The organism is Actinoallomurus soli, from assembly GCF_024055715.1.
GTDB lineage: Bacteria > Actinomycetota > Actinomycetes > Streptosporangiales > Streptosporangiaceae > Actinoallomurus > Actinoallomurus soli.
This window is the reverse complement of sequence record NZ_JAMXMV010000035.1, coordinates 1-21023: the sequence shown is the minus strand read 5'-3', so window position 1 is coordinate 21023 and position 21023 is coordinate 1. Positions and strand designations below refer to the sequence as shown.

The window sequence follows — 21023 nt, the reverse complement described above, 5'->3', positions numbered from 1 at the left end:
CCGGAACCGGGAGGCCGACGGACGCGCCTAGTGGATCATCCTCGGGTCGCACTGGTACTGCCTGGTCTGTCGCAGCGGCCGGAACCCCAGCCGTTCGTTGACCGCGAGCATGTGCGCGTTGTCCTCGGCGTTGTCGGTCTCGATCTCTCGTACCGCGGGCCACTCGGCGCGCAGCCATTCGAGCATGGCCGCCTTCACCCACAACCCCAGCCCCCGGCCGCGATGCGCCGACACGACGGCGGTGTCGTACTGGATCGCCCGGGTGCCGTCACCGACCGGGATCACCAGCTCCGTGAACCCCGCGACCCTGTCCCCGTTCAGCGCGGCCACCGTCAGCAGCGTGTCACCGCGCTTCTCGACGACCTCGGCCATGTCCCGTACGCGGTCGGTGTCCCAGGTCGTCGTGCCGAAGTCCCTCTTCCCCGTCGGCATGTCGCCCATCGCGTTCTTGGCCTCGGCGAACGCCTCCGCCAGCTCGTCCGGCACGACCCCGAGCCAGCGGGTCAGGCGGTACCCCGGGTGCTCGGTCCCGACGATCTCCTCGACGCCGGGAGCCGCCGCGACGTCGAGCAGCAGCAGACTGAGGGACAGCGCGCAGATGAAGCCGTTCGCCTCGAGGAAGGACGTGCCCGGCGTCTGCGAGGACGCCTCGACGACCAGCGTGCGGCGCTGCTCGTCCCGCGCCGCCCGCGCCACCGTGCGCAGCAGCGCCGTCCCGACGCCACGGCGGCGGTGCGCGGGATGGACGTGCAGCGTGAGCTCCCCGAGATGACGCCGGCCCGCCCCCTCGAACAGCCGCAGCCGGGCCACACCGGTCACGGTGCCCTCCGTCCTGGCGACCCACAGCAGGTGGCGGCTGCCCAGGCCGGGTGTGGCCAGATGGCCGTGCACCTGGTCGAGCGTCGGCGCCGGCTCACCGGGGAAATCGTGCGCGACCGCAGCCGCGACCACCTCGTGCCACGCGGCGACGTCGGCGTCGGAGACGTCGCGCAGTCGCTGAACCTTGTCCAAGGACGCTCCTCGATCGTTGGCTCGCTTCTTCCCAAACAAAGGACCGTACGCGCCCCGGCCCGACCGCGTCTCTGATTCCGAACAGCCGCCCGGAACCGGTACCGGCCGGGACTCCCCACCCCCCTGACCTGGCGTTCTACCTCCGCCCAGTATGGGCGTGATGTCGAGAATGTCGCACCACCCGAGGCATTCCCACGCACGGCCGCCCGCCCCCGGGCTTCACCGATTCGCGGGCCGGAATTTGTACCGCCGCGGCCGTACGACTGCGGCAGAGTGGAACTTCGAAGTGTCGGCGGTCCCGGACGAGGCTGCTTAGGGCCGGTGTCGCAGCCGTCGCCGATCAGTCGGCTTCCGGCGCCGACGGGATACTCCGGTCCGGAGCGACGGGCGGAGCCACGGCCATGTGCGCCCCGATGTCGGTCACGGCGGCATGGAAGGCGTCGATGGGGATCAGCCGACTCGGGCCGAGGGAGGAGTGCAGGACGCCGGGTGGGAAGAAGGCTCCGTGGCAGCGAAGGCAGACCATGGCGTTCTGCCAGGTGTGCATCATCGCCGGCCACACGGCGGCATACGCCTCATATCCCCGCTTGAGCCTGCGTCCCTGAACGAAGGCCATGACGTACACGGCCATCGCCAGGCCGAAGCCGATGACCGAGGTCACCAAATAGCCCCAGTGGTCGCCCGCCTGCTCCGTACGGCCGCTCACCGAGAGTTGGGACACGGCGATCAGGCCGATACCGGTGAAGATGGCGAAGAGCAGGACGACCCCGCAGTTCCACGAGGACCGGCGGCGTGGCGGCGGGGGAGGGGCCAGCCGCATCGCCAGCTGGCTGGTCTGTGTTCCGTGCGAGGTCACCGCCATGGCCATCGGCCCGGCTCCGATCACCCCGCCGGCGGCGACACCGGTGGAGTGGGTCACACCGCTCTGCGCGGCATAGACGCTCTGAGCGTTCTGCACCTGGTCGAGCTGGGCGCATCGTGGACAAACAAGGGCGTGCGTCATCGGATCTTCTTCCGGAGAGAGAACGAGCGTGGGCGGTGCGCCGCCGCGCGGCGGCCGGCCGTCGGCTCGATTCTCAGACCGCGTCCACGTCATTCCCAGGGACGGTCAGGGCTGCCGATCAAAGCCCGATCAATCGAACAAAACCGCACGTCCTGCGCCGGAGTGCCCAGGCCCAACCGGTCAGGCCGGTCCACGCCGGCCGCCTGGTAGAGCACCGGCGATCCGGCGTATATCTGAAGTCGCGGCGGGAACTTGGTAATCCCGAACCGGCCGGTCGATCGGGGCGCAGCATGACAAGGGCAGGCAAGCGGCGAGCGTCAGCGCTATCCGGCGTGCTTCTCGCAGGTCTTCTGTTACTGGCATCCTGCGGCGGAACCGAACCTGGAAGCTCTCAGGAGAGGTACCGGGTTCGGCTCGCCGCCGATCGTGGCGCACTGACGAACGGCGTACTCGATACCGCAACGCCGTCATACCAGCTCAATCGTGTCGCAGACTGGGTGAAGGCTTCCACCACACTGATCGGCGCCAGCGCGATCGGCGGTCTTGTGCTCACCCTATGGCGACGCATCCGCAGGACGAGAGCGGACGACCGCAAGAAGCCCGACCCATCGGCAACCAGGTCGGCTGAGCCATCCACCGAGACCGCTGACCGAACCCCTCAGGTCGACGAGAGAACGCCCGGGGAGCGATGGCAACCACCTATCTGATGCGACCGCACGCGATCACCCCGCCCGAGATCAGGCCCCTTTTCCGGCCGGCCCGGTGACCGCCAGGTGTTCCTGATGTGCCCCGGATTTTGTAGAGCCGTGTTGGTTGGCTTTCATACCGGGTGGGTGTTCAGGTAGAGCATCTCGTATTCGATCGGGGTGAGCTTCCCCAGAGCGCTGTGGCGGCGCGGACTCGATCGGCCAGCCGACCACGCGGCGGGAGTAGGTGTCCAGCACCACGCGGCACTGGCCGTTCCTGCACCCGCTCAGATCGTTCTAGCTGCTTTTGATAGGCGTCGGGGTGGGCTTTGGCGAGTCGCCGGCGGATCTGGACGGCTTCGGTGATGGCTTCTAGATGCAAGCGACCTGTTCGCCGAGAACGGACGCTGGGCCTGGGAAGGTCATCGTGTGCTCGTGCGATGCCCGGTCTCTCCCGCCCACAGCCACTCGGTTATCTTCGTGACCGCCCGGTCCCGATGACGCCGGTAGGTGTTGAATGACAGGTACAGATCCTGGGCGATGCGTTCCTGGGTGGTGACCGGGTGCAGGAACGTACGATCCGCCAGGGCCCTCAAGTCGGCCGGCAGCACGCTGACCGCCGTCTGGAGCAGTTCTCCCAAGGTTTCGGCGGGAGTCATCCCGTCACGCCGGCTCTGCCGCACGACGCGCGAGCGCAGCAGGGGGTTCTCGTGTAGCAGGTCCGGCGTGTGCAGGTCCCGCAGGGCGGACCGGACCGCCCCGGCGAATTGCGGCTCCGAGAGCACCGTATTGTCGGCGCCGTCGGCTGCTGAGGCCGGCGCGCCCGCATGACGGGCGTGGAGGATCTCCAGCCATTCCTCGACATCGGTACGGCGCCAGTCGTGCGCGAAGACCGGGAACCGTGTGCCGCCGATTGTGTATTCGGCGCCCTCGGCGGGTTCAAAGCCGAGGTTGTGCATGGTAGGTGCCCACAGTGTGGGGTCGGCGTACGCACCCACCAGCGTCCATGCCGTGTCGTGGCGGATCAGGGCGTCGAGGACCTGGCAGGCGGCGAAGAGGGTCACCGAGGGCGACGCGAGCTGGCCGTAGTCACGGTCAAGGAAGAAACGCCAGGCTCGTACCCGCTCCCCGGCCCGGGGCGCGCCGTGTGCATGCGCGTATCGCCACATCGCGTCCGCTCCTGGATCCGCGCCCAGGTCCGTTTCGGCCAGTTCCAGGCACGCGACGTAGCCGCGCGGCTCGCCTGACGCGGTGCGGAAGACGCGGAACGCCTCAGGACGGCGGTCCAGCCAGTAGGCAGCCAGCTCGGCCTGCTCTTTCCCCTGCCACGCGACGGTCATGGCGATGATCAGCGCACGGTCGCCGTCCTGCAGGGTGTCGGCGTATGCCTGCATCGTCGCCGGCGGATTCGAGCACGTCGCCACCTTGGACCGCGCGCCGTCCACCGCGATTATGTCTGCCAGCAGCTGGATCTGCTCCCGCTCGTCCACTGTGGCAAGGATCCTGGCTCGCAGCGCGGCGGAGACCTGGCGTTGCAGTCCGGCATAGCGGTCAGCGTCGCGCCAGCGCAGATCCGCGTCGAGAGCGTCACGGGCCACGTCGTGCGGATACAGCCCCTCCGGGCCGTCGTCGACGAACGGCAGCGTGCGCAGCCACGCGAACAGTTCTCCGGCTTCTTCGCCGAGCACCGCGCGCAGCAAGTCCTCGGTGGTGACGGGCGCGTGCGCGCACAGCTCAAGCGCCGCCCTGTGCAGCGGGCTCGGCGCCTGGTCGATGGTCTGCGCGAGCAGCGCGCCGACGACGGAGGGAACATCGCCGATCCGGTACGGTTCGGCCCCCTTGTTCACCGCGTCGACCAGCATCGACAACAGGAGGGGATGGCCGTGGCTGATGGCCAGCAGCCGGTCGCGCAGCTTCTCGGGCACCCCTTGAGCGGTCAGGTACGTTCGCCCGTCGTGGGGAGGCAGGTTCCCGAGGGCGATCTCGTGCATCAGGTCCCGCCACGCGGGGTCCGCGTACCACCGTGCGCCTGGCGCCCGGCGCCCGGCGATCACCACCAGCGCGTCACCGGGCAATGACGGCAGATACTGCTCCCGGACCCAGTCATCGAGCGGCTCCAGCAACTCGTACGTATCGAGGAGCAGGACCTCGCCTTCGGCGAGCGCCGGCAAGACGTCCGGACCGAGCCGCAGATGCCGGGCATCCACGCGAACCACGGAACGGCCGGCGTCCGCCGCGACGTCCGCGAACATGTCGAGCAGGGCACTCTTGCCCACCCCGCCCGGTCCGTGCACGAACAACAGGCCGGAATCAGCCAGCGCGGACCGGAACAGCGCGACCTCACGGTCACGCCCGACGAATGAGCGCCGTCGCAGGCACTGGAGCCGTTCGCCAAGCATGGTCACCGACCAACATTATCCAGCGGAATCAACGCTGGCGCCTGCCGCACTGACGGTGAGCGGCCTCGTGCGCTCCGGTGGAACGGCTCCGGCCGCGGGCGGGTCGGCCACCGATCGGATGGGCAGCGGATGGGCACCCCATGGGCTGTCTGCTGCCGGCCGTCTTGACGACAGTGATGCCGTAGGTGACCGAGCCGGCGAGGTCCTGTATCCCGGCGCCGCTGACCGCTTGAAAGGGCGAAAGTGACCATCAGAGGATTGGGCATCGACGTGTACCCGCTCGCACTGGGCGGAAGCACGTTCGGCTGGACCAGTGACGAGATCACCTCCCGGCGGGTCCTGGACGGCTTCCTCGATGCCGGCGGCAACCTCATCGACACCTCCGACAGTTATTCGGCCTTCGTGCCGGGCAATTCCGGCGGCGAGTCCGAAACCATCATCGGTGCGTGGATGGCCGCCCGCCGCAACCGCGGCCGGGTCGTTATCGGCACCAAGGTCAGCCAGCACCCGGAGTTCGCCGGCCTGTCCGCCGCCAATGTCGAGGCTGCCGCGGATGCCTCACTGAAGCGGCTAGGGACCGACTACATCGACCTGTACTGGGCTCACTACGACGATCCTGATGTGCCGCTGCAAGAGACCGCCGAGGCATTCGACGCGCTGGTCCGGGCCGGTAAGGTCCGCGCGATCGGCGTGTCCAACTACAGCGGCGAGCGCATCCGGGAATGGATCACCATTGCCCACCGGGAGGGCTACGCGGTGCCCGTAGCGGTGCAGCCGCTGTACAACCTGGTCAAGCGCGACCCCTACGAGCGGGACATCGCCCCGGTCGTCGCCGCCGAGAATCTCGCGGTTCTGCCCTACCAGGCTCTGGCCGGCGGCTTCCTCACCGGCAAGTACCGAGCCGAGCCCGACGTGGCCGGCGGCATCCGCCAGTACATGGCGCATGGCTTCTACAGCGAAGCCGGGCTCACCGTCGTCGGTGTTCTTGAGGACATCGCCCGCGAGCACGGCACGACCCCGGCGGCCGTTGCGCTTGCCTGGCTGTGCGGACGCCCGGGCGTGGTGGCCCCGATCGCCAGCGCTCGCACGGTCGGCCAGCTCACTTCGATGACGGCCTTCACCCGCTTTGAGCTGGCCGCCGGCCAGCGCTCCGCGCTCGACGACGTGTCCGCCCGTGTCCCCAGCACGTGATCCGCCCTCTTTTACCGGCATTTCCGTATGGTATTCACATTTGCGGATGGAGGAGTCCGAGGTGGACAGTTTCGATTTCGTGGTCGTAGGCGGCGGGACGGCCGGCTGCGTACTGGCAGCCCGTCTTTCCGAGGACCCCCGGGCGTCGGTGCTCTTGCTGGAGGAAGGAGCGGCCGCGCCCCCCGCGAACGCGGGCGATCCGCAGGCGTGGATGTCTCTGTGGCGATCCCCGGCCATCACCGGCGGGGTCCCGCCGGGCCAGCCGATCGCCGGCTCCACCGATCCGATCCGGCGCGGCCGGGTGCTGGGCGGCTCGTCGGCGATCAACACCATGATCTTCGTGCGCGGCCACCGGTCCAGTTACGACCGGTGGGCTGAATCGGGCGCCACGGGGTGGGGCTTCGCTGACCTGCTGCCGTACTTCAGGCGCACCGAGACCGCTGCGGACCGTGATCCCGCGGTCCGCGGCACGTCCGGACCGCTGACCGTTGCCCCGGCGGACCCGCCGGGCCCGGAATTCGAGGCATGGCTCGAAGGGGCCGTGGAAGCGGGGCATCCTCGGGCGGACGACATCAGCGGCGGGCTGGAGGAGGGCTTCGGCCTGCCGGACCTGAACATCGTCGCGGGCCGCCGCCAGAGCGCCGTCGATGCGTACCTGGCGCCGGCCACGAGTCGCGGCAACCTCCGTGTCGTGACCGGGGCGCTCGTCCACCGTGTCCTGGTGAACCGGGATCGCTGTGCCGGCGTCGAGTACAGCGCGGGCGGCGAGCTGGTCCGGGCCGGGTGTACGGGAGAGGTGGTGCTCGCCGCGGGCGCCATCGGGTCGGCTCAGCTGCTGCTGCGCTCGGGGATCGGCCCTGCTGCAGCGCTCCGCCCGCACGGCATCGAGGTGGTCGCGGACCTGCAGGGTGTCGGTGAGAACCTGCAGGATCATCCGGGCGTCAGCATGGTCTACGCCCCTGGCCGGCCGCTGCCGGCGGGAAGGTTCAACCGCGCTGAGGTACTGGGCCTGCTGCGCAGCGGTCCGGATGTGGGCTACCCCGACCTGCAGATCGCATTCTCCGAAGTTCCGGTGCCTTCGCCCGGCAATAGCGGGCCGCAGGCGCTCCTCGTGCTCCTCACCTCGCTGATGCAGCCGTTCAGCCGGGGAACGGTCCGGCTGGCCAGCGCTAGCCCGGACGCGGCGCCCGTGGTATCCCCGCGCTACCTGGCCGACCCCCGCGACCTCGACGCCATCATCAGGGGCCTGCGGATAGCCCGGGACATCCCGCAGGCCAGAGCCCTGAAGCCCTGGCTCGCGCAGGAAATCGCACCGGGCCTCGACGCCGGGGATGACGCGGCGCTGCGCGCCTACGCCACCGCGGCGGTCGTGTCCTGCAATCACCCGGTGGGCACCTGCCGGATCGGGACCGACGACATGGCGGTGGTCGATCCCGAACTGCGGGTGCACGGCGTCAGCGGGCTGCGGGTCGCCGACGCGTCCGTGATGCCGTCCATCGTCTCGGCCAACACCAACGCCACGGTCTACGCCATCGCCGAGCGGGCCGCGGAACTGATACGGCTGGCTCACGGGCACGGGCGGTGAACAAGCGGTCAGCGCCGCGCCGACCCCGACCTGGCCAAGCCCGTGCTGCGGCCATCCCGGAGCGGGAGCGCCCCCGACGGAGGCGCCCACCCGCCTGACTCAGCCGTCACACCGCGAACAGCGCCATCCCTTGTTGACCGTCTGACGACTCGGCGGCCCGGGGGATGCGCTGTGATCCGCGCCGGCCGACCGGTTTACCAGCCCGGCCGGAGCGGAAGCGCCAGCGGGAGTCGCAGGCCGGGTGCCGAGTCGACGGCGCGCGCGGCCCGCTGCCGCGATCATTACACAGATATCGCCCTGCCCTCGATCGCCCGCCTCCGACGTCGTCAACGTCGACGTCCGGGATACGTGGTGCCATGGCGGCTGCGGAGCCTCCGCGACCAGGCCGACGACGGGCCACGCACCGCAGCCTGACTTCGCCGACCGCGACTGGCATCGACTCAGGCCACCGGGCTCCGTGCAGCCCTTCTATGCGGGATCGAAGGCGGCCCGGTGCAGCGGACGACCCAGCGGCTCCGCGGGGCTCTGACCAGCGTCAAGCCCTCGTAGCTCAGGAGATACGGCAACGCTGTGCTGTCGAGTGTCATGGGCGATCATCGTATGCAGCCGTGTGCCACCGTTCGCGGGCCATACGCGGGCCAGATGCACCGTTCCGGTGTGCTCCTCAGGCGCGGCTGATCTGCGCGATCAACTGACGCGCGCCGTGGGCTCGATAACCGCTCGACGGTATGCCTGAGGCCCCGCCATCCTCGGATCATGAGTGTTGAACTTATCCGCGTCGCCGGTCTTTGCGATGCGCCGTATGCGTACGCGTCCGTTGCTTCGCCCGACTCGCTGGTGTACGCCGCTGGTGCATGCCCGCTGGATAAGGACGGGGCGACCGTAGGGGTCGGGGACATCAGGCTTCAGGCGCAGCAATGCATCCTCAACCTCCGCGAAGCCCTGACCGCTAGCGGGTCCAGCATCACCGACGTGCTCAAAACGACGATCTATGTGGCATCCTCCGCACGCACCGATCTTGTAGCTGCATGGGAAGAGATCAGTGCAGCGTTCGGCGAACACGATGCGCCGAGCACCCTTCTCGGCGTCGCCGTGCTCGGTTACCCCGATCAACTTGTTGAGTTGGAAGCGGTGGCGGTGAGGCGGAGCTGAGCGTTCGGCTCCCTTGCCGGGTCATCCCCTCGCCCCTGGTCTGCTTGGCTTCGCCTGGGCGTCGGCAGAGGGGATGACCCGGCTTCCACCTCAACCACTGACTACCGTGCACCGCGTCGACCAGGTCCGGGAGCTGCTGACCGCCGTCAGCTACGTCGGCCGGACACGCGGGCTTCACCCGGCGGCCTTCTTCGCCCTGCTGTACTTCGCCGCGCTGCGGCCGTCTGAGGCGGTGGCCCTGTGTGAGCAGGACTGCGAACTGCCTGAGGACGGATGGGGCAAGCTGATCTTGTCTGCGTCGGAGCCGCAAGCGGGCAAGGCATGGACCGATGACGGGCGTTACCGCCAGGAGCGAGGCTTGAAGTGGCGGGCCAGGAATGAGATCCGCGTGGTGCCGATCCCGCCGGAATCGGTCACCATGCTTCGCGCGCGCATCGAGACATACGGCGTTGGTCCGGGCGGCCGTCTCTTCCGTACCTCCAGCGGTGGGCCGGTCGGCTCCTCGGCGTACTGGCTGGTGTGGGAGCAGGCGCGCAAGCTCGGCTTGCCACCGTCGCGGGCCGAGTCGCCGATCGCCGGCCGCCCGTACGATCTCCGACACGCGGGAGTTTCACTCTGGCTCAATGCCGGGGCCCTGCCACCGAGGTCGCCAGACCGGCTGGCCACGGCGTTGATGTCCTGCTCAAGATCTACGCCAGTTGCATCGACGGCGACGAGCGAACAGCCAACCAACGGATGAATCATGCGCTCGCCGCGTAGGTCTCGGCCCCTGACGATCAAGTCAGGGGCCGTTCTCGTTGGGTGCGGGAGCCTCCGGCGCGCTAGTCTGTCTCGCGGGCCAGCACGGACCAACCGGAGATCGCGGGCCATACGCGGGCCAGCAGCGGTCAGCGTCTCCGGAGGACTAAGCTTCGTCGCAGGTCAAGCCCTCGTAGCTCAGGGGATAGAGCAACGGTTTCCTAAACCGTGTGCCGCAGGTTCGAATCCTGCCGGGGGCACCCACCTGATCAAGGAAAACCCCGGCTGACCAGCACCAACACAGGTCGCCGGGGTTTCGCATGTGTGCAGCCGTATGCCACCGAAAGCACCCCTCAGCCGGTGGTTGCGGGATATACGCGGGATGAAACTGGAGGCATCAGCCCAGGTCAGCCCCAGAAAAGCGAAGGGCCCCGGGATGAACCGGAGCCCATGTCGCCGTGACGGTGGTCAGACCGCGCCCGGCAGGGTGAACAAGAGCCGGTCCAGTTGCGGCACCGAGTCCTCGAGAAGTTTGTGTAGGTGCCTGTAGCGCTGGCCCAAGACCTTGGCGTCGACGGCCTGCGGCAACGGGAGCGGCCGCTGTGACGGCGGCAGCGCACTCTCCAGCGTGCTCAGCCGGTCGCGTACGAGAGCGCGCGCTGCCTCCCGCTGCTGTGGCGTTAGCTTTTCAAGTTCCTTGCGTTTGTAGTTCCAGTCCGTCGCCGTCACTACGGTGTACGCCGCCCAGCCCTCCTCAGCAGGGGCGTTCTCGATCAGGGCTGCGACGATTCGCCAGGCCAGGGTAATGTCCGGCTCCATCATCTGCGCCCGGGCTGCGGCGCTCGCGACGAGCAGGCGTTGGAACGCTGCTTGCTGCCAGCGTTCGATCCGGTTCCGTCCACGGTCCCGCCATACATCGACCGCAGCGACGAATCCCGCCAAGGGAAGAAGGTCCCGTACACTCGGCCCACCGCATCGGCCGCATAGGCGCCGCCAGCCCTCAAGCATCACCAGCCACCACGGCATGTGCTCGGTCAGCAACACCGGGCGGGATTGCACGGAATAGCAGCCGGGTGAGTGCAATCGCTCGCCACTGGTGTCGCCCACGGCCAGGCGGAGCCAGCCGAGCAGGGGAGCCACGGCTCGGTCTTCCTCATCAACCCACTCTGGCAGAGCGGGCACCGGTGGTAGCAGAAGTTCGCCCCCGGAGGCCGTGACGCTGTCGCGGACTGCGTTGACGAACGCGATATCAGACTCGCCGAGCAGATCGCCGGGCTGGGGGAGCGCACGGGGCGGGCGACCCTGCCGATCCCGCGATGCGATACGAGCAACTTCGAGAAGCTTCGCAGCACGCACGAAGGTGGAAGCGACAGTGCCAGGTGCCCCAGGCTGATGCGCCTCAGTGGCGAGGATGTCTCGCAGAACCGGGACAGGGAGATCTACCAACAGCGGCTTCAACTCGTCGACGGTTGCATACGGACCAAGCCCGCGCGCCTTGATGTACGCCTCACAAAGCGCGGCGCGCTCCTCGATATCCCTCTCCACGTCGAAGTCTTCCTCGTCATACTCCTCTGGCAGAGCGCGTTCGGGGTCAACAAACAAGCGATCGGTACGGCGTCGTTTGTATTCGTCGTGCCACGCCCGCCGTTCCGCGGCCTTAGCTTCACGCTCCGCACCGATGGACGCAGCTCGGTCGGCCCACTCCGCCCAGGGACAGACGATGTCGCGTGTAGCGACCTGCCGCTGTTCGTTTCGCTTTACCGGTCGGGCGTCCCATGCATTCTTCGGGGGGTTCGTTCCTGGGTTCACCACCTGCACGGTCACCTTGCCGCCGCCGTCGATGGACAGGATGCGAACGCGTGCCGCCAGAGGAGCGGCGTCGTACGGCTTGTAAGTCGGAAGTGCGTACTCGTCTCCGACTCGGAGATCAGCCTGCTTCACAGTTGCCAGCGTCCCACGGATCGGTGACAGTTTCGCCCGCTTCGAGTGCGATCGACAATGGACAGAGTCCCGCCGCCGCCCTAAGAAGAACTGCGGTAGACGTCCCGTGGTGATCGCAATATGCATACGGCTGAAGTGGATGGCGAGCCAAGGGCTCCGGGAAGACCCGGAGCCCTGTCACCGCAGCGCCCCTCACGCGGCGAGCGCCTTTTCGATCATGCGGTTGATCCGTTCCTCGTCGCCGTCGAGGCATCCCGCGTAGACCTTCCACAGGACCTCGACACTGTGGCCCAGCCGCCGGGCGACCTCCTTGGGCGGGACGCCGGCGTTGAGGAGCAGCGTCGCGCACGCGTGCCGAAGGTCATACGGCCGATCGGCCAGCGGCGTGACCACTTGCTCGGGGGACAGGCCGATGGTTCGGGCATCCTGGCAGACGCGCCAAACGATCGATGCGGACACCGTGCCACCGGTCGAGGTACGGAACAGCCGGCCATCCTCGGCCGCCCCGAACTCCTCGAGATGTTCGCGGAGGATCCTCCCCTGGGCGTCCACGTAACCCCGGCGCGCGTCTCCTCCTAGGCAACCACGCATGAACGGGGAACCAACACCATGCGCATCCGCGCTCTCATCACCGCCGCAGCTGCCCTCACCCTCGCCGTAGAAGCGAAGCGGCCTCGACTCCGGCGGTCCCCCCGCCGGCGGCGACGGTAACGGTCACGGCCCCTGCCGCTTCCGCGACGCCGAAGGCCTCGACAGCATCCACGCCAACGCAGGCACACGGCAAGCTCATCAAGATCCCTGCTGTCGTCGGGAAGAATCATCAGCTCGCGCAGGACACGATGCAGGCTGCCGGGCTCTACAACCTGCGCGAGGAAGACGCGACGGTCAGGGTCGCCTGCTGATCTGGGACCGGCACTGGGTCGTCGTCCGGCGGACCCCGCCGGCGGGCCGCCGCGTTACACCGGACACGGTGATCATGCTGTAGTCCAAGAAAATCGGCGAGTACCCCTCACCGGATGGGCCGCTTCTCTGAGGAAATGAGGAAGCCGCCGCCTCGCTTCAGGACGGTGTAGGCATAGGCCGGTGTGTGAGCGAAGCTACGATCCGCCGTCCGAGCGGCCATCGACCACGCGGGATTTACCCAGGATGGCCCCACGTAACGATGCGTTCGTTACGAAGCCGGCCGACGACCGTGGCTTCGACGCCGAAGTCGTAGAAGGCGACGGCGCAGCGACAAGCTTGCCCGGCAGATCCCCCTTGTTCACGGGCTTCCAGTCGCCGGGCAGCACGGAGCTCACCATTTCCGTCCCGTCGCTGACCCGTTTGAAGCTCGGGGGCAACGGCCCTGACGGTGCGGGAGTACCCGTCTCGTCGGATATCTCGGCTCCCGGGGTGGCAGGGGCCAGGCCGCCAAGACGCGCACGGCTCAGTGGACTGGTCAACGATGGTGCAGCGAATACTCGCATCCCTTCGCCCAGCCGGCTCGGTAGTCCTTGGTCTTTGCGGTGCTGCTCCTGATGCCGTGCGGGAGCGGTGGGTAGGAGCCGCCGTCTGGTCCAGGGTCAGGCGGTGCGCCCAGCGAAGACGACGCCATTATGCAACCCATCGTGATTCCTTGCGAAGCGTCACCGGAGTTCCCGCGAGGCATTGTCCGGCCGATTCGCGCACCAGCGCTCCGTCCAGCCGAGTACCCCTGGTGCCAAGCGCTTGACCGCTTCGTGCCGCTCAGGGCGAGCGCAGTCGCCGATGCAGCGACCAGCAGCCCGGACAAGACGAGAAGGGCGACGGTCAATGGTCTCCTGCGACGGCCCGAACCCATGACCGAACACTACAAGTCGGGTGCGCTCCGGCCGTGCCCAATTAAGCAGCCGGCTGCTCAGGCCTGCCTCGCTTGGCCGCACCGGGCACGCTGCACCGGGCATGCGACCTGGTGAACTTTCTCTGGGCGTGGTGTCGATTCTCGGTACGGTCGTTCGTCATATCTGCGCGACCTGACCCGATTCACGAGGAGCGCACAGTGAAGTACCTGTTGCTGATCAACACGCCGTCGCCGGAGTCGACCGAGGAACGGCCGGCCGAGGGGCCGACCGTGGAGGAGTACCTGGCGTTCGAGAAGGCCGTCACCGATGCGGGGGTCAAGCTCGGCAGCGAGGCCCTGGACATCTCGACCGCGACGACCGTACGGGTGCGGGCGAACGGCGAGCGCGTCGTGACCGACGGGCCGTTCGCCGAGACGCGGGAGATCGTCGGCGGGTACTACCTGATCGATGTCCCCGACCTCGACGCCGCGCTGGACTGGGCGGCTCGCTGTCCCGGGGCGCGGCACGGCACCGTCGAGGTCCGTACGGTCTGGGAGCCGGATCAGGCGTGAAGGAGCAGCGAGCGGCCGACTCCGTGGAGGCGGTGTTCCGCGAGGACCGGAGCCGGCTGCTCGCCCTGCTCGCCGCCCGGTTCGGGGACCTCGATCTCGCCGAGGAGGTCATCTCCGAGGCGATCGAGGTCGCGTTGGAGCGGTGGCCGGTCGACGGGGTGCCCGGCAGGCCACTGGCGTGGCTGCTGACCACGGCCCGCCGCAAGGCGCTCGACCGGATCCGGCGCGACCGCACGTACGCGGCACGCCTGGCCGAACTGCAGGTGGAGAGCGACCGGGCCGCCGCGGCGCCCGCGGAGTCCGGCTTCGACGACATCCCCGACGAGCGGCTGCGACTGTTCTTCACCTGCTGCCACCCGGCGCTGTCCCTGGAGTCGCAGACCGGGCTGATGCTGCGCAGGCGGCCGCCGCCTACCGGGCCGCCCTCGACCTCGTCGGCGACCGGCCGGAGCGCGCGACGTTCGAGCGAAGGCTGGACGAACTCACCGGTCGGTGATGGGCCTCCGTCACGGGCCTATCGCCGAGCCAGCCATCGCTCGGTCGGCTCCGCCTGATAGGGCAGGTCGTAGTGGGTGAAGACGGCCTCTTCGTCCTGGGCGAGCAGTTCTCCGTCGGTGCCGATCGACGGAGCGTCCTTGATCCGGTCGCGCGTGCAGGCGACACGGAGATAGTCGGGGCCGACCGTGGCATCGGCCAAGGGCACGAACACCAGCCGGTGACGGGTGGGCAGGCCCACCTGAACCGTCGCGAATGACGGCTGATCGGTGCGGGTGTCGACGTACACGGCCTCCAATTTGCCGATCTTCTTGCGGTTCGCATCCACCACGTCGTGGCCGCGCCATTCGCGGATGTCCTGTGCTTCCAGCATCCTGCCGCTCCTCCCTGGTGGACGGATCTACCGGAGGTACGTCTACGACGGGCCTGCCCCCTGGGTGGTGTTCCAGTCGCGCGCCGTGCAATGGTTTGGCCAAGTCGTGCTCCTGGAGGTCCGGCATGAAGATCCTGCGCACTCCGGACGAGAGGTTCGCCTCGCTTCCCGGATTCCCGTTCGAGCCGCACTACGCGGAGACGTCCGACGGGCTCCGGGTCCACTATCTCGACGAGGGGCCGGCCGGTACGGCGCCGGTGCTCCTGCTGCACGGCGAGCCGACGTGGTCCTACCTGTACCGGAAGATGATCCCGGGGCTCACGGCCGCCGGTCACCGGTGCGTCGCGCCGGATCTCGTGGGGTTCGGCCGCTCCGACAAGCCCGCCGACCCGGCCGACTACAGCTACCAGCGGCTGGTGGACTGGATGAGCGAGGTCGTCTTCGATCGGTTGGACCTGCGGGACATCACCCTTTTCTGCCAGGACTGGGGTGGTCTGGTCGGCCTCCGGCTGGTGGCGGCGCGACCCGAGCGATTCGCGCGGGTCGTCGTGTCCAACACGGGGTTGCCGACGGGCGACCAGCCGCTCGGTGAGGCGTTCATGGCCTGGCAGCGGTTCTCCCAGACGGCGCCGGACTTCCAGATCGGCAGGATCGTCTCCGGCGGCTGCGTCGACCGGCTGTCCGACGAGGTGACCGCCGCGTACGACGCGCCCTTCCCGGACGACTCGTACAAGGCCGGTGCGCGGACCCTGCCGTCGCTGGTGCCGACGTCCCCCGACGACCCGTCCAACGAGGCGAACACCCGCGCCTGGGAGGCACTGCTGCGGTACGACCGGCCGTTCCTGTGCGCGTTCGGCGACGGCGACCCGATCACGCGTGGGACCGAGCGGCAGTTCCTCGGCCGGGTCCCCGGCACCGAGGGGCAGCCGCACGTGACGATCGCGGGCGGCGGCCACTTCGTCCAGGAGGACAAGGGGGAGGGGCTGGCACGGGTCGTCGCCGACTTCATCGCGCGCACCTGACAGCCCGGCAGCCATGGGCGGGCGACCTGCGGAAATGCCCGGTTCCAGTACGGTTTTCGGGTTCTCTGGGGTGGATAGGCCAACAGTGACCGATTTAGCCGTTCACGCCCAGGGGGAGGGTGGCATGGCCACGGTCGAGGAACCACAGGTCCGTACTCCGACCGGCGAGGTGCTGGCCCGGCACTCGCTCGGCCGGCGGATCGGGGACGTGCTCGGCACCACCGATCACAAGATGGTCGGCTACCTCTATCTGGTGACGTCGTTCGCGTTCTTCCTGGCCGGCGGGCTGATGGCGATGATGATGCGGGCGGAGCTGCTCCAGCCGGGCCTGCAGATCATGCGTCGCCACATGTACAACCAGCTGTTCACGATCCACGGCACGGTGATGCTGCTGCTGTTCGCCACGCCCACCTTCGCCGGGTTCGCCAACGTCCTGGTGCCGTTGCAGATCGGCGCGCCCGACGTCGCCTTCCCCCGCCTCAACGCGCTCAGCTACTACCTGTTCGCGTTCGGCGGGCTGATGGTGATCGCCGGGTTCCTGGCGCCCGACGGGGCCGCGGCGTTCGGCTGGTTCGCCTACCAGCCTCTCGCGGGCCAGGTCCGCTCGCCGGGCGTCGGCGGTGACCTGTGGGCGATGGGGCTGATCCTGTCGGGCATGGGCACGATCCTGACCAGCGTCAACCTGATCACCACGATCATCTGCATGCGGGCACCGGGCATGACGATGTTCCGGATGCCGATCTTCACCTGGAACAGCCTGTTCACCAGCATCCTGGTCCTGATGGCCTTCCCCGTCCTGACCGCCGCCCTGTTCGCCGTCGAGGCCGACCGCCGCCTGGGCGCGCACGTGTACGACCCCGCCCACAACGGGGCGATGCTCTGGCAGCACCTGTTCTGGTTCTTCGGCCATCCGGAGGTCTACATCGTCGCGTTGCCGTTCTTCGGGATCATCACCGAGGTGATCCCCGTCTTCTCCCGCAAACCGGTCTTCGGCTACATCGGGATGGTCGGGGCGACGATCGCGATCACCGGCCTGTCGATGACGGTCTGGGCGCACCACATGTTCGCCACCGGCCAGGTGCTCCTGCCGTTCTTCTCCTTCATGTCCTTCCTCATCGCCATTCCGACCGGCATCAAGTTCTTCAACTGGATCGGGACCATGTGGAAGGGGCACCTGCACCTGGACACCCCGATGCTGTTCGCCATCGGGTTCCTAGTGACGTTCCTGTTCGGCGGGCTGACCGGGGTCATCCTGGCCTCCCCGGCCCTGGACTTCCACCTCACCGACTCCTACTTCGTCGTCGGCCACATGCACTACGTCCTGTTCGGGACGGTGGTGTTCGCGACCTTCGCCGGGTTCTACTTCTGGTGGCCGAAGATGACCGGCAAGATGCTCAACGAGACCTGGGGCAAAATCCACTTCTGGACGTTGTTCGTCGGTTTCCAAATGACGTTCCTCGTCCAGCACTGGCTCGGGGCCGAGGGCATGGCCCGCCGCTACGCCGACTACCCCCACCGCTTCGCCGCGCTCAACATGGTCTCCTCGATCGGCGCGTTCATTCTGGGTGCCTCCACCCTGGCGTTCCTGTGGAACGTCTACCTGACCCACCGCTCGGCGCCGCGCGTCACCGTCGACGACCCCTGGGGCTTCGGCGGCTCGCTGGAGTGGGCGACCTCCTGCCCCCCGCCTCGCCACAACTTCCGCGCCATCGCCAAGATCCGCTCCGACCGGCCGGCCGTCGACCTGCACTACCCGCTCCTGGGCCACGAGGGCCAGGAGGAGATCAAGGGCATCGAACAGCCGCACTGACGACGGGGCGGGCTAGGTCCTGCCGTCCCCGTCCTGCCGTCTCTCCAGTTCACGGCGCTCGTCCGGGGTGGGCATCTCGGCGGTGTAGTCCACGTACGCGTGGTTGAGGCGGGCGCGGAGTTGCGCGAGGACGCGGCCCGGCGTCGGCAGCGGGATGAGGTGGTCGGGGATCGGCTTGACGAGCTCGCCGGGGTGAACGGTCCGTGTGATCAGCGCCTGCTCGGGCTCCGGGCGGTCGTGGACCTCGACGTACGCGCCGCTGGGCAGGCGCTTGAGGGTCCCGCTCTCGACGCCCTCGTCGAGCACTTCGGCGTCGGAGCGCTGGAGCCACAGGCACATGCGCCGCGTGACGACGAACGCGACCACGGGGAAGACGAAGAAGCCCACGCGGAAGAACCACGTGGTGTACTCCAGCGGGATCTTGAAGACCTTGGAGATGACGTCGTCGCCGCCGGCCGCCCACAGGTTCCCGTACCAGGCGATGGCCGCCACGCCGAGGGCCGTACGGGTGGGGACGTTGCGCGGCCGGTCGCACAGGTGGTGCGGCCGCGAGTCACCGGTCACCCAGCGCTCGAAGAACGGGTACAGCCCGATCAGCGTGAAGAACACCAGGGGGAGGATCACCGCGGGCACCAGGACGTTCAGGGCGACGCTGTGTCCGGCAAAGCTGAACGCGAGCCGCGGCATGATCCGCAAGGACCCCTCGAGGAATCCGACGTACCAGTCCGGTTGCGAGCCGGTGGACACGATGTCGGGCCGGTACGGGCCGTACAGCCAGATCGGGTTGATCTGCGCCCATCCGCCGAGCAGCGCGAGCGCGCCCAGGACGTACAGGAAGAACGCGATCGTGTGCGACATGAACTGCGGGAAGGTCGGGGATCCGACGACGTTGTGCTCGGTCCTCTTCGGCCCGGGCCACTGCGTGTGCTTCTGGTGCCAGATGAGCATCAGGTGCGCGCCGATGAGTGCGATCAGGATGCCGGGGATCAGCAGGACGTGGATCGTGAACAGGCGTGGGATGAACTGATCACCGGGGAACTCCCCGCCGAAGACGAAGAAGCTGAGGTACGTCCCCACCACCGGCACGGACAGCAGGATGCCCTGGAAGATGCGCAGGCCGGTCCCGGACAGCAGGTCGTCCGGCAGAGAGTAGCCGCCGAACCCCTCCGCGACGGCCAGCGCGAACAGGGTCGTCCCGATCACCCAGTTGATCTCCCGGGGCTTGCGGAACGCTCCGGTGAAGAAGATCCGCATCAGGTGGACGCAGATCGCGGCGAGGAACAACAGCGCCGCCCAGTGGTGGATCTGCCGTACGAGCAGCCCGCCGCGGATGTCGAAGGACAGGTGCACCGTCGAGGCGTACGCCTCGCTCATCGTGGTGCCGCGCAGCTGCGGGTAGTTCCCGGTGTAGACGACCTCGGTCTCCGACGGCTTGAAGAACATCGTCAGGAAGACGCCGGTCAGAACGAGCGTGACGAACGAGTAGAGCGCGATCTCGCCGAGCAGGAAGGACCACTGCTCGGGGAAGACCTTCCGGATGTTGCGCCGCAGGAAGGAGGCGCTGCCCACCCGTTCGTCCACCGCGCGTTCCGCCCGGAAGATCAGATTGCTCTTGTCCGCCACGACGCCGACTCCGTCCGCCGTCAGGGATCCGGCCGCCGTGGGCCTCCGCGGCCCGGGCCACGGCCGGTACACCGGCGCGCCGGCCGGTGAGGTGCCGTCACCCGTACCCGGGCACTGTCGGGAAAAACGCAGGTCACCGGCGTATTGACGGAGTCTTGCCGCGTTTAGTGAGTATGAGCGCCGAGTTGGCGAGCCGGGTCGCTTTGGCCATGGCCTCCATCCAGGCGAGTCAGCTCGGCGCCGATGTGGTCGACGTCGGCCAACGAGACCGCGCCGTGCTCACGGGCCGCAGCGATCCGGCCCGGATCGCCGCCGCCCTACACCCGAACCACGCCCTCGCCAGCGGCGTCACTGCGCCGCACAGCGACGGTAAACGCCGCGATGCCAACGATCAGATCTTCCAGACTGATCTCCGTGACGGTCTTCCCGCCTCGTTGATCACACTCGGCTCGTTCAGCCGGGCTACCCGGCCTCCCGCTCCGCGACGAGCGCCCGCGATCTTGGACGAGTGTTCGACGAACGAGAATCGGCCCCACCCTCGCCAAGTGGTTCTCCGGACCATCCTGCCTCACCTGGGCTGGAAACCGCATGACGAGTGGTCGCGGTTGTGGCGACGACGCCGACATTCGGCGTCCGCCGCCCATATGGCCTGCTGGCGGACATCTGCGAGCGTCGGTGGGTGGTCGCGAAAGTGCCGGCTGGTGGCCAGGGTTTGTGCTGGTAGACGGTCAGTGAGTGCTGCGTGGTGGACAGGTCGAGTGCTGGTCCGGCGGACGGTGAATGTGTTGTTCCGGTAGCTCGTCCGGGGCCGGTCTGGAGCGCTACCAGGGCGGGGTGAGCGCTCCGGAGACCGGTTTTGTACCGGCGGGCAGCCGTTGCTGCTGAGAATGATCACGTCGGGTTGGTCGAATCCCGGCGACCAGTGCACGGGCACAGGCCGCCGGCCCGGTCGACCCGCGCCCAGACCGCGTCGCGTCGTGTTGCGCTTTGGACGGCTGCGCGGGGTGGAGACTGCGAACTCCACCGATGGCGCCTGGTGGCGCGTTCGTCATGCTCACGGCGGCCGGAAGGACTATCGGCATTTCGATCCTGATGTGATGACAGCGACGCTGACACAGGATCGCTCGCCGTCAGGCGTGAGGGCACAGAGGGTGCTGGAAGCCCAGGAGATGCCGGTGTTGGGATCGAGGTCGATATACGCAGCCGGGGCGCGGTCCTCGGTACCGGTGCGAGTCAGGATGGTCGGGGTGTCGGTGCTGTGTGGATCGGTGGTCCACGAAGCCAAAGCATCTCGCAGCGACTGTAGCTGGGGGTCACGGTCGTAGGCGGCCCGCAACGCGACCGGATCGACCGCCCCACCCGATCGCTCGCGCAGCTCAGCAGCGATCTGAGCCTGGCGATCCGCTATCGTCTCGCGAAGCCCGGTAACCATCCCGCCACCGGTAAGAGCCCTGTAAACGTGTGGCCCGGTGCCCCCGGGAGGCCGCTGCGTCTGTGCTCGCGTTGGCCGGTAGAGGAACCACAGAAGCCCGTGCCTGTTTTCTATTGCGTAGTCGGGGCCGAGCTGGGCGATGAGCTCGTCGTCTCCCACTCCACGGAGGCTGGGGAAGAGGTAATCGATCG

16 protein-coding genes and 1 tRNA gene are annotated in these 21023 nt (G+C 68.2%); 9 read left to right on the top strand and 8 right to left on the bottom strand.

What is annotated here, in order from left to right; genetic code table 11:
• Nucleotides 1-27: 27 nt before the first annotated feature.
• The 3 genes from NDW01_RS40295 to NDW01_RS40285 all read right to left on the bottom strand — a co-directional run bounded on the left by NDW01_RS40295 (nucleotide 28) and on the right by NDW01_RS40285 (nucleotide 5099).
• Nucleotides 28-1011, bottom strand: a complete 984-nt coding sequence (locus NDW01_RS40295) for a GNAT family N-acetyltransferase (protein WP_252829809.1) — start codon at nucleotides 1009-1011, stop codon at nucleotides 28-30.
• Nucleotides 1012-1351: 340 nt separating this feature from the next.
• Nucleotides 1352-2014 (bottom strand): hypothetical protein, encoded by a 663-nt coding sequence (locus NDW01_RS40290; protein ID WP_252829808.1) that lies wholly within the window; start codon nucleotides 2012-2014, stop codon nucleotides 1352-1354.
• 1108 nt (nucleotides 2015-3122) lie between these two features.
• Nucleotides 3123-5099 (bottom strand): ATP-binding protein, encoded by a 1977-nt coding sequence (locus NDW01_RS40285; RefSeq protein ID WP_252829845.1) that lies wholly within the window; start codon nucleotides 5097-5099, stop codon nucleotides 3123-3125.
• A gap of 258 nt (nucleotides 5100-5357) precedes the next feature.
• Here NDW01_RS40285 and NDW01_RS40280 point away from each other — a divergent pair, with 258 nt between their 5' ends.
• From NDW01_RS40280 to NDW01_RS40260, 5 genes are all read left to right on the top strand, one after another.
• Complete coding sequence (locus NDW01_RS40280) at nucleotides 5358-6290, top strand: aldo/keto reductase (protein ID WP_252829807.1); 933 nt, start codon at nucleotides 5358-5360, stop codon at nucleotides 6288-6290.
• A 46-nt stretch (nucleotides 6291-6336) separates the two neighbouring features.
• Nucleotides 6337-7875 carry a GMC family oxidoreductase gene (locus NDW01_RS40275; RefSeq protein ID WP_252829806.1) on the top strand — a complete coding sequence of 513 codons (1539 nt, stop codon included), beginning with the start codon at nucleotides 6337-6339 and terminating at the stop codon, nucleotides 7873-7875.
• A 756-nt stretch (nucleotides 7876-8631) separates the two neighbouring features.
• Entirely contained in the window at nucleotides 8632-9027 is a 396-nt protein-coding gene (locus NDW01_RS40270; protein ID WP_252829805.1) for a RidA family protein, read from the top strand.
• Between the two features lie 106 nt (nucleotides 9028-9133).
• Nucleotides 9134-9766 carry a tyrosine-type recombinase/integrase gene (locus NDW01_RS40265; protein ID WP_252829804.1) on the top strand — a complete coding sequence of 211 codons (633 nt, stop codon included), beginning with the start codon at nucleotides 9134-9136 and terminating at the stop codon, nucleotides 9764-9766.
• Between the two features lie 186 nt (nucleotides 9767-9952).
• Nucleotides 9953-10025: transfer RNA gene (locus NDW01_RS40260), tRNA-Arg, on the top strand.
• A gap of 208 nt (nucleotides 10026-10233) precedes the next feature.
• Here the strand turns inward: NDW01_RS40260 and NDW01_RS40255 are convergent.
• Both NDW01_RS40255 and NDW01_RS40250 read right to left on the bottom strand, forming a co-directional pair.
• Nucleotides 10234-11706 carry a hypothetical protein gene (locus NDW01_RS40255; RefSeq protein WP_252829803.1) on the bottom strand — a complete coding sequence of 491 codons (1473 nt, stop codon included), beginning with the start codon at nucleotides 11704-11706 and terminating at the stop codon, nucleotides 10234-10236.
• A gap of 192 nt (nucleotides 11707-11898) precedes the next feature.
• Complete coding sequence (locus NDW01_RS40250; protein ID WP_252829802.1) at nucleotides 11899-12258, bottom strand: tyrosine-type recombinase/integrase; 360 nt, start codon at nucleotides 12256-12258, stop codon at nucleotides 11899-11901.
• Between the two features lie 1465 nt (nucleotides 12259-13723).
• On the opposite strand from NDW01_RS40250, the gene NDW01_RS40245 reads away from it, so the two are divergent.
• The gene (locus NDW01_RS40245) at nucleotides 13724-14077 is read left to right on the top strand and encodes a YciI family protein (RefSeq protein WP_252829801.1); all 354 of its coding nucleotides are present in this window, start codon (nucleotides 13724-13726) and stop codon (nucleotides 14075-14077) included.
• The gene (locus NDW01_RS40240) at nucleotides 14074-14631 is read left to right on the top strand and encodes a sigma factor (RefSeq protein WP_252829800.1); all 558 of its coding nucleotides are present in this window, start codon (nucleotides 14074-14076) and stop codon (nucleotides 14629-14631) included. The genes NDW01_RS40245 and NDW01_RS40240 overlap by 4 nt, the downstream gene beginning before the upstream one ends.
• Here the strand turns inward: NDW01_RS40240 and NDW01_RS40235 are convergent.
• On the bottom strand, nucleotides 14592-14945 hold the full coding sequence (locus tag NDW01_RS40235; RefSeq protein WP_252829799.1) for a PRC-barrel domain-containing protein: 354 nt from the start codon (nucleotides 14943-14945) through the stop codon (nucleotides 14592-14594). The two genes, NDW01_RS40240 and NDW01_RS40235, sit on opposite strands and share 40 nt — an antisense overlap.
• A 125-nt stretch (nucleotides 14946-15070) precedes the next feature.
• On the opposite strand from NDW01_RS40235, the gene NDW01_RS40230 reads away from it, so the two are divergent.
• Together NDW01_RS40230 and ctaD are read left to right on the top strand one after the other, a co-directional pair.
• Complete coding sequence (locus tag NDW01_RS40230; protein ID WP_252829798.1) at nucleotides 15071-15967, top strand: haloalkane dehalogenase; 897 nt, start codon at nucleotides 15071-15073, stop codon at nucleotides 15965-15967.
• 124 nt (nucleotides 15968-16091) lie between these two features.
• Entirely contained in the window at nucleotides 16092-17777 is a 1686-nt protein-coding gene (gene ctaD / locus NDW01_RS40225; RefSeq protein WP_252829797.1) for an aa3-type cytochrome oxidase subunit I, read from the top strand.
• A gap of 12 nt (nucleotides 17778-17789) precedes the next feature.
• Here ctaD and qcrB read toward each other — a convergent pair whose 3' ends face one another.
• Together qcrB and NDW01_RS40215 are read right to left on the bottom strand one after the other, a co-directional pair.
• Nucleotides 17790-19400 (bottom strand): cytochrome bc1 complex cytochrome b subunit, encoded by a 1611-nt coding sequence (gene qcrB / locus NDW01_RS40220; RefSeq protein ID WP_252829796.1) that lies wholly within the window; start codon nucleotides 19398-19400, stop codon nucleotides 17790-17792.
• Between the two features lie 1072 nt (nucleotides 19401-20472).
• On the bottom strand, nucleotides 20473-21023 hold a 551-nt coding region (locus NDW01_RS40215), incomplete at its 5' end, for a hypothetical protein (protein WP_252829795.1).

Bases quoted from the DNA above. Each gene is read 5' to 3' on its own strand.
- NDW01_RS40235 (WP_252829799.1), bottom strand. From the start codon at position 14,945: ATGCTGGAAGCACAGGACATCCGCGAATGGCGCGGCCACGACGTGGTG.
- NDW01_RS40270 (WP_252829805.1), top strand. From the start codon at position 8,632: ATGAGTGTTGAACTTATCCGCGTCGCCGGTCTTTGCGATGCGCCGTAT.
- NDW01_RS40230 (WP_252829798.1), top strand. From the start codon at position 15,071: ATGAAGATCCTGCGCACTCCGGACGAGAGGTTCGCCTCGCTTCCCGGA.
- NDW01_RS40290 (WP_252829808.1), bottom strand. From the start codon at position 2,014: ATGACGCACGCCCTTGTTTGTCCACGATGCGCCCAGCTCGACCAGGTG.
- NDW01_RS40275 (WP_252829806.1), top strand. From the start codon at position 6,337: ATGGAGGAGTCCGAGGTGGACAGTTTCGATTTCGTGGTCGTAGGCGGC.
- NDW01_RS40285 (WP_252829845.1), bottom strand. From the start codon at position 5,099: ATGCTTGGCGAACGGCTCCAGTGCCTGCGACGGCGCTCATTCGTCGGG.
- ctaD (WP_252829797.1), top strand. From the start codon at position 16,092: ATGGCCACGGTCGAGGAACCACAGGTCCGTACTCCGACCGGCGAGGTG.